Source organism: Sphingobium sp., from assembly GCF_003248505.1.
GTDB lineage: Bacteria > Pseudomonadota > Alphaproteobacteria > Sphingomonadales > Sphingomonadaceae > Sphingobium.
The window spans coordinates 26,020-40,061 of the sequence record NZ_QFOA01000003.1; the positions used below are offsets into that span (position 1 = coordinate 26,020).

The 14,042-nt window shown below is 67.6% G+C and carries 12 protein-coding genes and 1 tRNA gene; 7 read left to right on the forward strand and 6 right to left on the reverse strand.

Annotation, left to right across the window (positions count from 1 at the left end; genetic code table 11):
* Positions 1-8: 8 nt before the first annotated feature.
* Positions 9-2,657, reverse strand: a complete 2,649-nt coding sequence (mutS, locus tag DI606_RS02035) for a DNA mismatch repair protein MutS (protein ID WP_293979404.1) — start codon at positions 2,655-2,657, stop codon at positions 9-11.
* A gap of 139 nt (positions 2,658-2,796) precedes the next feature.
* Here mutS and DI606_RS02040 point away from each other — a divergent pair, with 139 nt between their 5' ends.
* The 4 genes from DI606_RS02040 to DI606_RS02055 all read left to right on the forward strand — a co-directional run bounded on the left by DI606_RS02040 (position 2,797) and on the right by DI606_RS02055 (position 7,891).
* Positions 2,797-5,058, forward strand: a complete 2,262-nt coding sequence (locus DI606_RS02040; protein ID WP_293979406.1) for an NADP-dependent malic enzyme — start codon at positions 2,797-2,799, stop codon at positions 5,056-5,058.
* Between the two features lie 42 nt (positions 5,059-5,100).
* The gene (locus DI606_RS02045; RefSeq protein ID WP_293979408.1) at positions 5,101-5,595 is read left to right on the forward strand and encodes a flavin reductase family protein; all 495 of its coding nucleotides are present in this window, start codon (positions 5,101-5,103) and stop codon (positions 5,593-5,595) included.
* A gap of 101 nt (positions 5,596-5,696) precedes the next feature.
* Positions 5,697-6,677 (forward strand): hypothetical protein, encoded by a 981-nt coding sequence (locus tag DI606_RS02050; protein WP_293979409.1) that lies wholly within the window; start codon positions 5,697-5,699, stop codon positions 6,675-6,677.
* On the forward strand, positions 6,674-7,891 hold the full coding sequence (locus tag DI606_RS02055) for a carboxylate--amine ligase (RefSeq protein WP_293979411.1): 1,218 nt from the start codon (positions 6,674-6,676) through the stop codon (positions 7,889-7,891). The genes DI606_RS02050 and DI606_RS02055 overlap by 4 nt, the downstream gene beginning before the upstream one ends.
* Here the strand turns inward: DI606_RS02055 and DI606_RS02060 are convergent.
* On the reverse strand, positions 7,857-8,411 hold the full coding sequence (locus DI606_RS02060; protein WP_367119453.1) for a phosphotyrosine protein phosphatase: 555 nt from the start codon (positions 8,409-8,411) through the stop codon (positions 7,857-7,859). The genes DI606_RS02055 and DI606_RS02060 overlap by 35 nt on opposite strands.
* Positions 8,412-8,623: 212 nt before the next feature.
* Between DI606_RS02060 and DI606_RS02065 the strand changes: the two genes are divergently transcribed.
* Entirely contained in the window at positions 8,624-9,937 is a 1,314-nt protein-coding gene (locus tag DI606_RS02065) for a chloride channel protein (RefSeq protein WP_293979415.1), read from the forward strand.
* A gap of 33 nt (positions 9,938-9,970) precedes the next feature.
* Here DI606_RS02065 and DI606_RS02070 read toward each other — a convergent pair.
* Positions 9,971-10,062 (reverse strand) — tRNA-Ser (locus DI606_RS02070).
* Positions 10,063-10,296: 234 nt separating this feature from the next.
* Between DI606_RS02070 and DI606_RS02075 the strand changes: the two genes are divergently transcribed.
* Positions 10,297-11,091, forward strand: a complete 795-nt coding sequence (locus DI606_RS02075; protein WP_293979416.1) for a DUF1134 domain-containing protein — start codon at positions 10,297-10,299, stop codon at positions 11,089-11,091.
* Positions 11,092-11,094: 3 nt separating this feature from the next.
* On the opposite strand, the gene dinB is transcribed toward DI606_RS02075, so the two are convergent.
* The 3 genes from dinB to DI606_RS02090 all read right to left on the reverse strand — a co-directional run bounded on the left by dinB (position 11,095) and on the right by DI606_RS02090 (position 13,324).
* A complete protein-coding gene (gene dinB / locus DI606_RS02080; protein WP_293979417.1) occupies positions 11,095-12,177 on the reverse strand; it encodes a DNA polymerase IV in 1,083 nt (360 codons plus the stop codon).
* Positions 12,178-12,260: 83 nt separating this feature from the next.
* Positions 12,261-12,803: a DUF177 domain-containing protein gene (locus tag DI606_RS02085; protein WP_293979419.1), complete on the reverse strand. Its 543-nt coding sequence runs from the start codon at positions 12,801-12,803 to the stop codon at positions 12,261-12,263.
* Entirely contained in the window at positions 12,800-13,324 is a 525-nt protein-coding gene (locus tag DI606_RS02090; protein ID WP_293979592.1) for a ubiquinol-cytochrome C chaperone family protein, read from the reverse strand. The genes DI606_RS02085 and DI606_RS02090 overlap by 4 nt, the downstream gene beginning before the upstream one ends.
* A gap of 169 nt (positions 13,325-13,493) precedes the next feature.
* On the opposite strand from DI606_RS02090, the gene DI606_RS02095 reads away from it, so the two are divergent.
* Positions 13,494-14,006 carry an outer membrane protein assembly factor BamE gene (locus DI606_RS02095; RefSeq protein WP_293979421.1) on the forward strand — a complete coding sequence of 171 codons (513 nt, stop codon included), beginning with the start codon at positions 13,494-13,496 and terminating at the stop codon, positions 14,004-14,006.
* The last annotated feature ends 36 nt before the right edge of the window (positions 14,007-14,042 follow it).

The following is a 14,042-nucleotide window of genomic DNA, read 5'->3' on the forward strand; positions in this document are numbered from 1 at the left end:
GACGCTATCTAGTCGCGCTGCCGCTGCGCGGCCAGTTGTTTCAGACGATAGATGTGATCGAGCGCCTCGCGCGGGGACAGGGCGTCGGCATCGATCGCTTCGATCGCCTCGACGAGCGGATCGCAGGCGTCTTCCTCCTGCGCGGCGGCGGCGGCGAAAAGGGGCAGGTCGTCGAGACCCGCCGCGATGCCGCCGGTCTTCGCCTTGCCCGCTTCGAGCCGCCCGAGAACGTCCTTTGCGCGCCTGAGCACGGCGGGCGGCAGCCCTGCGAGCCGCGCGACGGCAAGGCCGTAGCTGCGGTCGGCAGGCCCCTGCGCCAGTTCGTGCAGCAGGACGAGATCGCCCTTCCACTCGCGCGCGCGAACATGGTGAAGCGACAGCGAAGGCAGGGTTTCGGCGAGCCGGGTGAGTTCGTGATAGTGGGTCGCGAACAGGCAGCGGCAACGATTGACCTCATGCACCGCTTCCACCACCGCCCAGGCGAGGGCGAGGCCGTCATAGGTCGACGTGCCACGGCCCACTTCGTCCAGGATGACGAAGCTGCGTTCGGTCGCCTGGCTCAGGATCGCGGCGGTTTCTACCATTTCGACCATGAAGGTCGAGCGTCCCTTCGCCAGATTGTCGGACGCGCCCACGCGGCTGAACAATCGGTCGACCAGCGTCATCGTCGCCGCTTCCGCCGGGACATAGCCGCCCGCCTGCGCGAGGATGACGATCAGCGCATTCTGCCGCAGAAATGTCGACTTGCCGCCCATATTGGGGCCGGTAACGAGCCACAGCCTGTCACTTTGGGACAGGCGGCAATCGTTCGCGACGAAGGGCTGGCCCTCCCGCCGCAGCGCGTCCTCGACCACCGGATGCCGCCCGCCGACGATGTCGAGGCACTGGCCCGCATGGTCGCCCGCGACGAATTGCGGCCGCGTCCAGCCGCCTTCCGCCGCCCGCTCGGCCAGCGCCGCCGCCACGTCGAGCCGGGCCAGCGCGTCCGCCGCTCTCGCGATATCGCTCTTACGGTCGAGTACCGCCTCGATCAGCCCTTCCAGATGTGCCGCCTCGGCTACCAGAGCGTGCGCGCCCGCCTGTGCCACGCGGCCTGCTTCCTCGTGCAGATCGACCGAATTGAAACGCACCGCGCCGGCCAGCGTCTGGCGATGGGTAAAACCGCTGTCGGGGGCCATCAGCGTGTCGGCGACGCGCGCGGGTACCTCGACATGATAGCCGAGCACTCCATTGTGCCGGATCTTGAGCGAGGAGATGCCCGTCTGCTCGCGATATTTCGCTTCCAGCGCCGCGATCGCGCGGCGTCCGTCGCCCGCCATGCGCCGCAGGTCGTCGAGCGCGGGGTCGAAGCCGTCGGCGATATAGCCGCCGTTCGCCGTCTCGGTCGGGGGAGAGGAGACGAGCGCGCGGGATAGTGCGTCGACCAGCGCGCCATGCCCGTCCAGCGCGGGCAGCAATTGCGCCAGCAAAGGCGGCATGTCCGCGATCCGCCCCAGCCGCTCGCGCAGCATTCGCGCTTCGCCGAGCCCGTCGCGCAGCTGCCCCAGGTCGCGCGGGCTGCCTCTCCCCATCGCCACGCGCCCCAGCGCCCGCCCGATGTCCGGCAGCGAGCGAAGCGCGCCGCGCAGCTGGTCCCGCAATCCCGCCTCGTCATGCAGCAGCCGGACCAGCCCCAGCCGCGCCTCGATCGCGGCAAGGTCCAGCAGCGGCGCCGACAGATCCTGCGCCAGCAGCCGTGCGCCCGCGCCGGTCACCGTGCGGTCGATGGCGTGGAGCAGGCTCCCTGTGCGCGTCCCCGCCGTCGTGGCGACGATCTCCAGGCTCTCGCGCGTCGCGGCGTCGATGGCGACATGCGCGCCCCCCGCCTTGCGCAGCGGCGGGGCGAGGAAGGGCAGCGTACCCTTGCCCGCATGGTCGAGATAGGCGACGAGGCCGCCCATCGCCGCCAGTTCCGCCCGCCCGAACTGCCCGAACCCGTCCAGCGTCGCGACCCCGAACAGGCGCTTGAGCGCGTCTTCCGCCTTCGCGCTTGAAAAGGCGGCACGGTCGAACGGATGGCAATCGGGCAGGTCCAGCGGCGATCCCTGCGCCACCACCGTTTCGCTCGGGCGCAGGCGCGCCAGTTCGGCGGGCAGGTCGCTCACAGGGCAGCACATCGTTTCGAACCGGCCGGTCGAAATATCCGCCGCCGCGATGCCGACTTCGCCTGTATCGTCGCCGCCCACCTGGGCCAGCGCGACGAGCAGATTGTCCCGCCGGCTGTCGAGCAGGGTCTCCTCGGTCAGCGTGCCCGCCGTCACGTAGCGTACGATCGCCCGCGCCACGAGCGTCTTGCCGCCCCGCGCCTTGGCTTGCGCGGGGGTTTCGGTCTGTTCGGCGATGGCGACGCGATGCCCGCCCCGGATCAGCCGGGCGAGATAGGTTTCGGCGCTGTGCACCGGCACGCCGCACATCGGAATGGGCTGCCCGCCATGTTCGCCCCGGCTGGTCAGCGCGATGTCGAGCGTGGCCGCCGCCATTTTCGCGTCCTCGAAGAACAGTTCGAAAAAGTCGCCCATGCGATAAAAGAGCAGGCAATCCTTCGCTTCGTCCTTCAGCGCCAGATATTGCGCCATCATCGGGGTCGGCGGGGGGCTGCTGTCGGACGGGGAAGCCATGGCGAAGGCCGATAACGCGAAGCCGCCCGCGAAACCAGAGCTTCGCGCCGCCCGCAGCAAAATTGCGCGTCTCGCACTTGCCCACAAGAGGATGTTGCCGCTAGGGCCGCCCCATCGTTCCGTTACAGGGGTGCGCACCATGACCGACACGTCCAGCGTGGAATTTTCCGAGCGCGAGGCGCTGTTCTTTCACTCCACCGGTCGCCCCGGCAAGATCGAGATCATCGCGTCCAAACCGATGGCGACGCAGCGCGACCTGTCGCTGGCTTATTCGCCCGGCGTTGCGGTCCCCGTGCGCGCCATCGCCGCGGACCCGGCGACCGCCTACGACTATACGGCCAAGGGCAATCTCGTCGCGGTCATCTCCAACGGGACGGCGATCCTGGGCCTGGGCAATTTGGGCGCGCTGGCGTCGAAGCCCGTGATGGAAGGCAAGGCGGTGCTCTTCAAGCGCTTCGCCGATGTCGATTCCATCGACATCGAACTCAAGACCGAGGATGTCGACCGCTTCATAGACGCTGTCGAACTGATGGAGCCGAGCTTCGGCGGCATAAATCTGGAAGATATCAAGGCGCCGGAATGTTTCGTCATCGAAACCGCGCTCAAGGAACGGATGAACATTCCGGTCTTCCATGACGACCAGCATGGCACGGCGATCATCGCGGCGGCGGGCGTGCTCAATGCCGCGCTCCTGACCGGACGCGACATGAAGGACATGAAGGTCGTGGTGAACGGCGCGGGCGCAGCGTCGATCAGCTGCACCGAACTCATCAAGGCGCTGGGCGTGCGGCACGACAATGTCATCATGTGCGACAGCAAGGGCGTGATCTACCAGGGCCGCACCGAAGGGATGAACCAGTGGAAGTCCGCCCATGCGGTGCGGACCGACGCCCGTACGCTGGCGCAAGCGGTGAAGGGCGCGGACGTGTTCCTCGGCCTTTCGGTCGCGGGCGCGATGACGGCGGACATGGTGACTTCCATGGCCGACCGGCCGATCATCTTCGCGATGGCGAACCCCGATCCTGAAATCCTGCCCCCTATCGCGAAGGCCGCGCGTCCCGACGCCATCGTCGCGACGGGTCGGTCGGACTTTCCCAACCAGGTCAACAACGTCCTGGGCTTCCCCTTCATCTTTCGTGGCGCGCTCGACGTGCGGGCGACGGGCATCAACGAGGCGATGAAGCTCGCCGCCGCCAAGGCCATTGCCGAACTGGCGCGCGAACGCGTGCCCGAGGAAGTGGCGAAGGCCTATGGCCGCTCGCACAGTTTCGGTCCCGACTATATCATCCCTGCGCCCTTCGACCCGCGCCTGATGGAAGTCGTGCCCGCCGCCGTCGCGCAGGCGGCGATGGAAACCGGCGTGGCGCAGCGGCCGATCGAGGATATGGCGGCCTATCGCCAGTCTCTGAAGGCGCGGCTCAATCCCACCACGTCGGTGCTGACCAGCGCCTATGAGATCGCCAAGGCCAACCCCAAGCGCGTCGTCTTTGCCGAAGCGGAGGAGGAGGTGGTGCTGCGCGCCGCCATCCAGTTCCGCGAACTGGGCTATGGCGTGCCGGTGCTCGTGGGTCGGGGCGAGGTGATGGACAAGCTGCGGGCGCTCGGCGTGCGCGATCCCGAAAGCTACGAGCTGCACAACAGCGTCAATTCCCCGCTCGTTCCCGACATGGTCGACCTGCTCTACGCCCGGCTTCAGCGGCGCGGCTATCTCCGCCGCGATTGCGAGCGCATGGTGAACCGGGATCGCCACATCTTCGGCACGCTGCTGGTCAAGATGGGCGTGGCAGACGCAATGCTGACCGGCATGACGCGCCCCTATGCGCAGACGCTGCGCGAGGTGAAGCGGGTGATGGACCCGGCGGCGGGCCGATCCCCCTTCGGCATTCATGTCATGGTGGCGAAGGACAAGACGGTGTTCCTCGCCGACACCACCGTCAACGAACGCCCGACCGCGACCGAACTGGCCGATATCGCGGAAGGGACCGTCGCGGTCGCCCGCCGTATGGGCCACGATCCGCGCGTCGCCTTCCTGTCCTATTCCAATTTCGGCAATCCGCCCGGCGCGTTCATCGAAAATGTGCGCGATGCCGTGAAGGTCCTGGACGAACGCGGTGTCGATTTCGAATATGAAGGCGAAATGACGCCCGACGCGGCGCTCAACCCCGCGGTCATGAAGAATTACCCGTTCAGCCGCCTGTCGGGTCCGGCGAACATTCTCGTCATGCCGGGGCTGCAATCGGCCAATATTTCGGCCAAGCTGCTGCGCGAACTGGGCGGCACGTCGATGATCGGGCCGCTGCTGGTGGGCATGGAAAAATCGGTGCAGATCGCGACGATGGCGTCGAACGCATCGGAACTGTTGACGCTGGCGGTGCTGGCGGCTGGCGGCATCGCGCTCTAACCGAGCGTGGACAGGCATAATCGACCAAGAGGAGTGAGCCGAGTGAGCGACGTGAGTTTCGACAGTGCGACCTTTCGTCGCGTTCTGGGCCATTACCCTACCGGCGTCTGCGTCGTCACCGCCGTGGAGGAGGATGGCGCGCCGGTCGGCATGGTCGTGGGGTCCTTCACTTCGGTCTCGCTCGATCCGCCTCTCGTCGCCTTCTTCCCCGCCAAAAGCTCGACCAGTTGGCCCCGTATCGAAAAGCTGGGCCGTTTTTGCGTCAACATCCTGGCCGCCGACCAACTCGCGCTCTGCCGCCAGATCGCGGGACCGGGGCAGGACAAGTTCCGCGATGTCGCCCATCGCGCATCGGCCAACGGATCGCCGATCCTCGACAATGTGGTGGCATGGATCGACTGCACGCTCGACGCCGTCCACGAAGCGGGGGATCATTATATCGTCCTTGGCCGGGTCGCCGCGCTGGAGGTCGACCGGGCGGAGCGGCCTTTGCTGTTCTTCCAGGGCAGCTATGGCGAATTCGCCCTGCTGGACTGACGCCTCCCGGACACGGACTGGAGGACATAGGGCAGGATATATTACACGTCCTTAACCCTCATGGGTTAAAGCGGGCATTCCTCTTGTCCCCCGGACCGTCCATGACCGCGCTCCTCGTCACCGTCGACACCGAATTGTCCGCCGCCTTCCAGCGGCGTGGCATGACGCTGGCGGACAATATCCGCCTGTCGATCCGGGCGGAGGCGGGCGGCCGGGAAACCGGCATCGGCTGGCAGATGGCAACGCTGGAGCGCCACGGTCTCAAAGGCGTCTTCTTCCTCGATCCGCTGCCTGCGCTGGTGCACGGAATCGATTTTCTGCGCCCGATCGTGGAGCCAATCGTCGCGCGCGGGCATGAGGTGCAGATGCACATCCACACCGAATGGCTGGAATGGGCGAAGGAATCGCCGGTAGGCGGGCGGCTGGGGCGCAACATCGGCGACTTTACCCTTGCCGATCAGGTCGTCCTCCTGAGCCTTGCCAAGCGATGGCTGGAGGATGCGGGCGCACCGGCGATCCGCGCCTTTCGCGCGGGCAATTTCGGTGCCAACGACGACACGCTGCGGGCGCTGGCGCAGATCGGCGTCGCCTGGGACAGCAGCGTCAACCCGGCCTATCTCGGGCGCGATTGCGCTATCGCTGCCGATCCCGCGCAGATTGCGCCGCATCGCCTGCATGGCGTCACCGAACTGCCTGTCTCGGGTATCGCCGACCGTCCCGGCGGCTTTCGCCCGGCGCAGGTGTGCGCCATGTCGGCGGCGGAGATGCGCGCGGGCCTGAGCCATGCTGTGACCGAGCGGCATCCCGCCTATGTCGTCGTCACCCATAGTTTCGAAATGCTCTCCCGCGACCGGCAGCGGCCCAACGGCACGGTCATGGCCCGATTCGAAGCGTTGTGCCGCGCGGCAGCCACGCTCCCCGGCGTCACCGCCGCGGGCTTCGCCGATCTCAATCCCGACCCGTCCTCGGAGCCGACGCATCCGCTGACCCGCGCCGCGCCCGACGGCTGGCGCACCGCGATGCGGCAGGCGCAGCAGGCATGGGCGACATGGCGCTACGAACATAGGCTGGCGCCTGTGTGAGCCAGCATCCGGTCGCTATCGTCATCGGTATGGAAAACGCCATCGCGCTCACCATCGTGCGCGAACTGGGCGCGCATGGCGTGCCCGTCCATGGCGTCGCCCGCGCGCCGGGGTCGATTGCGCTCGCCTCGCGCCATTGCCGCGACTGGTCGCTGCGGCCGCAGGGCGACCCTGCGGACTGGCTCCCCGCCCTCATCGCGCGGACTGGCGCGCGTGCGGTGCTGGCGATCTCGGAGGGCGACCTGCTCGCTTTGTCGGCCCTGCCGCCGCGGATCGGCGACTGCGACATCCTCGTCCCCCGGACAGAGCCGCTCGCCAACGTCATCGACAAGCGCCGCACGCTCGACATCGCGCAGCGGATCGGCCTGCTCGTCCCCCAAACGTGGCAACCTCAAGCGGGCGAAGACTTCGCCGCCCGCGCCGGGGCCATGCACTATCCGCTCGTCGCCAAATGGGCCAATCCGCCGCAAGTCATGGCGGATCTGGAGCGGGCGGGACTGGAATGGATCAAGACCGGCTATATCCACACGCCCCGCGAACTGCTGGCGTTGCTCGACCGCTACGCTTCCATCGGGCGCTGGCCGCTGATCCAGCAATATTGCGGCGGCGTGGGGTTGGGGCAGATGCTTTTCATGGCGAACGGTCGCGCGACATTGCGCTTCCAGCACCGCCGCCTCCACGAATGGCCGCCCGAAGGCGGCGTATCGACGCTATGCCGTGCCGAACCGGATCGGGATCATGCCGCGCAGATGGCGCTGTCCGAACGGTTGCTGCGCGCGCTCGACTGGAGCGGCCCGGCGATGGTCGAATATCGCCATGAGCCAGACACCGGGCGCTATTGGCTGATGGAGGTCAACGGGCGCTTCTGGGGCAGCCTTCCGCTCGCCCACCACAGCGGCGCGCATTTCGCGTGGGAGGCCTATCGCCGCGCCGTGCTCGGGCAGACGGATGCCCCGCCCCGCCCGCGCGAGGGGGTGCGTGCGCGCTACATGGTGCCCGAAACCAAAAGGCTGGCCCGCGTCCTGATGAGCCCCGACCGTATCAGCGACCCCTTTTTCCGGCTGACGCCGATGGCCGATTTCGCTGCCTATGTCACAGGCTTTCTCGACCCGCGCGGGCGCTATTATGTCTTCGCGCCGTCCGATCCCGGCCCGTTCCTGCGCGACATCGGGCAGATGGTCAGGAAAGCCTTGCGCCGGAATAATCGCGGATAAGCCGCTTCACCGCCCGCTCGATCCGGGCGAGGCAGGTCGCCATATAGCGATCGTCGAGGCTGTAGGGATCGTGCAGATGCGGCATCGGCGGGGTCGCCCATTGACCCAGAAGCTGGCGCGGCAGATGCGAAAGGCGGGGATCGGCCGCCAGACGGTGCATCTGCCGCACCTCCATCGCCAGCAGCAGGTCGCCTTCGCGCGGCGCAAAATCGACGGCATCGACCGCGCGATGATCCCCCATCGCATATCCCAGCGCGCCCGCCGCGACGATCGCCGGTTCGTGCGCGGGGCGACCCGTGTCCGTCGACAGGCCGAAGGACGCACTTTCAACGCCCTGCGCCCGCGCTACCATGTCGGCAAAGGCGCTGCGGCAGATATTGCCCTGACACACGAAGACCAGACGCCGCACCGTTTCGGGCCGGGCAGGGGGAGCGACCGCAGCCAGCCCCAGCGCCGCCTGAGGATAGGACAGTAGCAGGCGCACGAGCCCGCGAACGGTGCCGAAGGAAGATCGCATCATGTCTGGAATGCCGGGCCTGTTGGGAATGCGCTGTCGGGCCTTGGCGTATATCATCGTCACGTCTTTGCGGCCATGGCTGCTTTTTCCCGCTTTCGGGCCTTGCGGATTCCCCTTGCCGCCGCTTCGCGCTAGGGAGGCTGCGACTCCCCACCGCGCCCCGCACACATCATGCGATGGGCGTTCCTCTCCACGGTCGGATTCCCGGCGGAAGGATGACGATGCCAGCCCCCCGTTTCTCGCTCCGTCGATTGCGCGCCCTGATGCGCCGCCATGGACCCGAAGCGATGGTGTGGCGTCGGCGCATCGCAATCCTGGGCGGTGCGATCGTAGTCGGCCTCGTCGCGCTCCTGTTCGCGAAGGCGGCGGACGATGCCGGTGCCATGTTCCTGCGTTTCGCCCGCCGCTGGTGGTGGGCGCCGCTGATCGTGACGCCGGTGGGCTTTGCCGGTGTCGTCTGGCTGACGCGTCGCTTCGCTCCTGCCGCCGCCGGATCGGGTATTCCGCAGGTGATGGCCGCGTCACGCGATCCCGATGCCGGGCTCGACCGCCTCGTTTCAGCGCGCACGGTCGTCGCCAAGCTCGGCCTCACCCTCTCCGCGCTGCTGCTGGGTGCATCGGTGGGGCGCGAGGGGCCGACGGTGCAGGTGTCCGCCGCGATCATGGCCTATGCCCACCGCCTGATGGGGATACCGCTGCGCGCCTCTGTCTATATCGCAGGCGGCGCGGCAGGCGTCGCGGCGGCATTCAACACGCCGCTCGCCGGCGTCGCCTTCGCGATCGAGGAACTGGCCGCCGCCTATGAGCAGCGCATGACGCTGCTGGTGATGGCGGCGGTGCTGATCGCCGGTATGGTCAGCCTCGGCCTTGCGGGCGATTATGTCTATTTCGGCGTGATGCATCAGACGCTGTCCGTGCAGCAGGCGATACTCGCCGCGCCCGTCGCCGGGATTTTCGGCGGCCTGGCCGGCGGTCTGTTTTCCCGCGCCATGCTGGCGGCGGGACGGACCGCCTGGTCGCCCATGGCGTGGCTACGCGCCCGCCCGGTTCGATTCGCCGCCTGCTGCGGGATGGCGGTGGCGCTGATCGGCGTCTCGACGGGCCTCACCTGGGGCACGGGCTACCAGACCGCCAACGCCATGATATCCGGTGCCGACGTGCCTTTATGGTTCGGCGGCGCAAAGTTCGTGACGACGCTGGCGACGGCGGTTTCGGGACTGCCCGGCGGCATCTTCGCCCCGTCGCTGTCGGTCGGCGCGGGGGTAGGCGACATGTTGCGCAGCCTCTTCCCCGCCTATCCTCCCGGCGCCGTCATCCTGCTGGGCATGATCGCCTATTTCACCGGGGTCGTGCGCGCGCCGCTCACCGCGGTCATCATCATTTCCGAAACTACCGCCAGTCGGGGCCTGCTCCTGCCCCTGCTCGCGACCGCCCTCATCGCCGACTTCACCGCTCAGCTGGTGTGCAAGGACCGGCTCTATCATGCGCTGTCGCAGAAATTCATGCCGCAGCCGACCAACCCAGCCTGAGGGCTGGAACGCGGCGGCAACGGAATGAAAAATTGGCGGAGACGGAGGGATTCGAACCCTCGGTAGCCCCTTAAGGCTACGACGGTTTAGCAAACCGCTGGTTTCAGCCACTCACCCACGTCTCCGCGCGAATTGGCCCGTTGCAAGGCGGACCGTGGCTAGGGCGCGGCTATAGCGGGGGCTTTGCGACATGGCAACGGTCCTGCAGTGCGATTTTTTACGGGGCGCTGGGCGGCAAAGCATCGGGCCGACGCAATCGCGACTCATGTCGGCTTTCGTTCATTGCGGTTTCAGCATCCTTCCCGCTATTCTGCGCGCTCAAACCGGCCCCGGAGGGTCTGGCGGGGAGTGTAAGAGACATGATGGGCATCACCGGGCGCGCGGGATCGCGGATGGCGCGGGCGGCACTGTGGGCAGGCGCGCTGGCGGGGCTGGCGTTCAGCCCGCTGGCAGGCGCGCAGGTGCGGACGGTCGATCCCAACACCGCCATCGACGCCGATCTTGCACCGCCGCCGCCGCCGCGTACCGCGCCGACCGACCCCGGCGTCGATCCTGCGGTGCGCCACGATCCGCCCGCGCCCCAGCCCGCGCCCGCCCCTTCCGGCGATGCCACCACCGCCACCGGCGCGCCGGTGACACCCAACTCGCCGCCCGCCGCGATCTCGCCGGGCGAATCCTACCAGCAGGACGACCTTATCGGCGCGGCGGAGGGCGTCTTCGGCAAGGGGGCAGAGGGCCTCGCGGGCATCATCGAGAAAGTCCTGAAGGATCAGGGACGCCCGAACGCCTACATCGCCGGGCGGGAGGCGTCGGGCGCTTTCGTCGTCGGGCTGCGCTACGGATCGGGCACGCTCAACCACAAGGTGGAGGGCAAGCGCGAAGTGTATTGGACCGGCCCGTCGATCGGTTTCGACGTGGGCGGCAATGCGTCCAACACCTTCATCCTCGTCTATAATCTCTATGACACGCAGGACCTCTACCACCGCTTCCCGGCGGCGGAGGGCACTGCCTATCTGGTGGGGGGCTTCACCGCCAGCTACCTGCGCTGGGGCGATGTCGTGCTGATCCCGATTCGCCTGGGGGTCGGCTATCGGCTGGGCATCAATGCAGGTTATATGAAGTTCACCGAAAAGCGGAACTGGCTGCCCTTCTAAAGGCTACAGCGACAGGGCGAGCTGTCCGTCCTCCCGGTCGGGCGCATCCTCGCCCTCCAGATTATGGACGCCAAGGCCGAGCAGGCGCGCGCCCATGCGCAGCGGCAATTGCGCCAGCAACAGTTCGCGTCCCGCCTGCGCCAGCTTGTCGGGCGATCGCACGGGGGCGGGAAAGCTGCGGGACCGGGTGATGATGCGGAAATCGGCGAACTTGATCTTGAGCACCACCGTGCGCCCCCACGCGCCCGCCTTGTCGATTCGCCCCCACAGGTTCGCCGCGATCCGGTCCAACTCCGCCACCAGCGCGGCTTCTTCGGTCAGGTCGTCGAAGAAAGTGTCTTCCACGCTCACCGACTTGCGTCCTTCGCGCTCGCGCACCGGGCGGTCGTCCTCCCCCCGCGCCGCGCGGTAGTAATAGCCTGCCGCGCTGCCGAAATGCGCTTGAAGGAACGCCATGTCGCGCGCGCGCAGGTCGGCGCCGGTTTCGATGCCCAGCGCCTGCATCCGCTGCGCCGTCACCGGACCTACGCCATGGATGCGCCGCACCGGCATCGCCGCGATAAAGGCCGCGCCCTCATGCGGGCGCACCACGCACACGCCGTCGGGCTTGTTCTGGTCCGACGCGAGCTTGGCGATGAGCTTGTTGTAGGACACGCCGGCCGACGCAGTCAGCCCCGTTTCCGTGCGAATCATGCGGCGGATGTCCTGCGCGATCTGCGTCGCCGACGCGATGCCCGGCTTGTTCGTCGTCACGTCGAGATAGGCTTCGTCGAGCGAGAGCGGCTGAACGATATCGGTGAAGCGACCGAAAATCTCGCGCACCTGATGCGACACGGCGCGGTATACGTCGAAGCGCGGCTTCACGAACAGCAAATCGGGGCACAGCCGCCGTGCCCGCCCACCCGGCATCGCCGACCGCACGCCGAACCGCCGCGCTTCGTAGGAGCAGGTTGCGACCACTCCGCGCGGTCCGCCGCCGCCCACCGCGATGGGCAGCCCGCGCAGCGCCGGATCGTCGCGCTGCTCGACCGACGCGTAAAAGGCGTCCATGTCGATATGGATGATCTTGCGCGGGGCGGACTCCATGGCACGCCCTTATGGCATAGAGCGGAACGAAAGGTAAACAGCGCGTGTGGCCCGGCGCGACAGCCGCGTTCGGCCGATGCGCTTCAGCCCTTGTCTTTCAGCGCCAGAAGCGCCGCGAACGGGCTTGCCTGCTCTTCGCTCAGGACGCCCGCTTGCTTCAGATAAGCGTCGGCGTCCGGCGATCGGGGAAAGGGCGTCATCGCCAGCGCCATCGTCTCGGCCACCGCCTCGCCCATGTCGAGCGCCTGCCCGTCATAGCCGACGGTGTCGACATCCTGCGCGTCGAGTTCCAGTTCCTCGCCTTCGGGCGGCGTGTCGGCGGCTTCCACTACGAAGCGGAGGGCGAAATCGGTGTCGATGATTTCGGGCACCGGCTCCCCGGTCGCGACGCAGGGCTGCGCCAGCGTCGCACGCACCCGCCCGCGCGCCAGGATCGCGTCCTTTTCCTCGCTCAGGCTATAATCCGCCTCCAGCCGGTCGAGCGCAACAAGGCCGAACCGGCGCGCGAGCGCCGCCCGCTCCGCGTCGTTTGCGGCGATATGCGTCTCGACGGCCATCCGCCGGACCTGATCGACCTTCACCATGCGGGAAAATTCCGGCACTAAAGCCTCCTGGCTGCCCGTCATCCGATATCTCCTGCCAGCATCGCGTCACGGCTGAGGCATCCCAACCGGGTCCAGCGCGCCCGCAACGCACCCTCTGCATGGTCGATCGCGCAGGGATCGACCGGCTCCCCGCGATAGAGGTTGCGACGCAGCGCCTCGGTAAGGTCGCCGCCGCCCTCCAGCGCCGAACGATAGGCGCTGATCCGTCCGCCCAGCGCGCTCATCATCCGCCCGACATGCTTGCCCACGACCACGTCGCCAATTCCTTCCTGCCGCAACTGCCCGTCCATGTCGTCGACGAACAATTCGGTCAGCCACACCGATTCCTGCGCCGCCCCCTGCTGTTCCAGCCGCATCAGCGCCAGCGACAGGATCGCCACGATCATGTCGAACCGCCCGTCCATCGTGTCGGGAACCGCGCCTTCGACATACCAGTGCGGCTGCCGCCCCTCGCGCACGATCGCGTCGTAGAGCGGCCGCAGCCCGGCGCGCGGATCGGCGCGACCCATCAGGCGCTGGAGAAAGGAAGGGGCGGACGGCATGGCGGGCAACTTTTCGTCAGGGTTCGTACAGGTGGCGCGGCGCAGGGCACGCCCTGCCACCCCTTGTGGGCGGCCACGCAATTCCATATTGATCGCTGCGTCGCACGATGCAATGGCGACAATGCAAGTATTCGCCAAGGACAGGCGGGCGCGCCCGCAGGAGACATTCATGCCGCAGTTCAGCCGCCATTCCCGCCGTGGGCGTCTCGTGATCGCCATCGGCCTCAGCGCGTCGCTGCTCGGCACATCGGCCTGCACCCGCATCCGCACGCATCAGGGCTATCAGGTCGACAAGCTGCTGGTCGATTCGGTGCAGCCCGGCATCGACAACCGCGCCTCGGTCGAAGGGACGCTGGGCCGTCCCAGCTTCGTGTCGCAGTTCGGCGAGCAGGACTGGTATTATGTCTCGCGCACGATGCGGGCTCTCGCCTTTTCGAATCCCAAGCCGGTCGAGCAGACGGTGCTGCGCGTGCGGTTCGATCCCGCGGGCAACGTGACGGCGGTGGACCGCATGGGGATGGAACAGATCGCGCGCATTTCGCCCTCGGGCGACAAGACGCCGACGCTGGGTCGCCATCGCAGCCTGTTCGACGAAATCTTCGGCAATATCGGTGCGGTCGGTGCAGGCGGCATGGGCGGCGCGGGCGCGGGCAGCAACACCGGCGGCCCGAACGGCAGCTAGGTCCTTCGTCCGTTCCGGCAGGTCACGCGGCCCGCC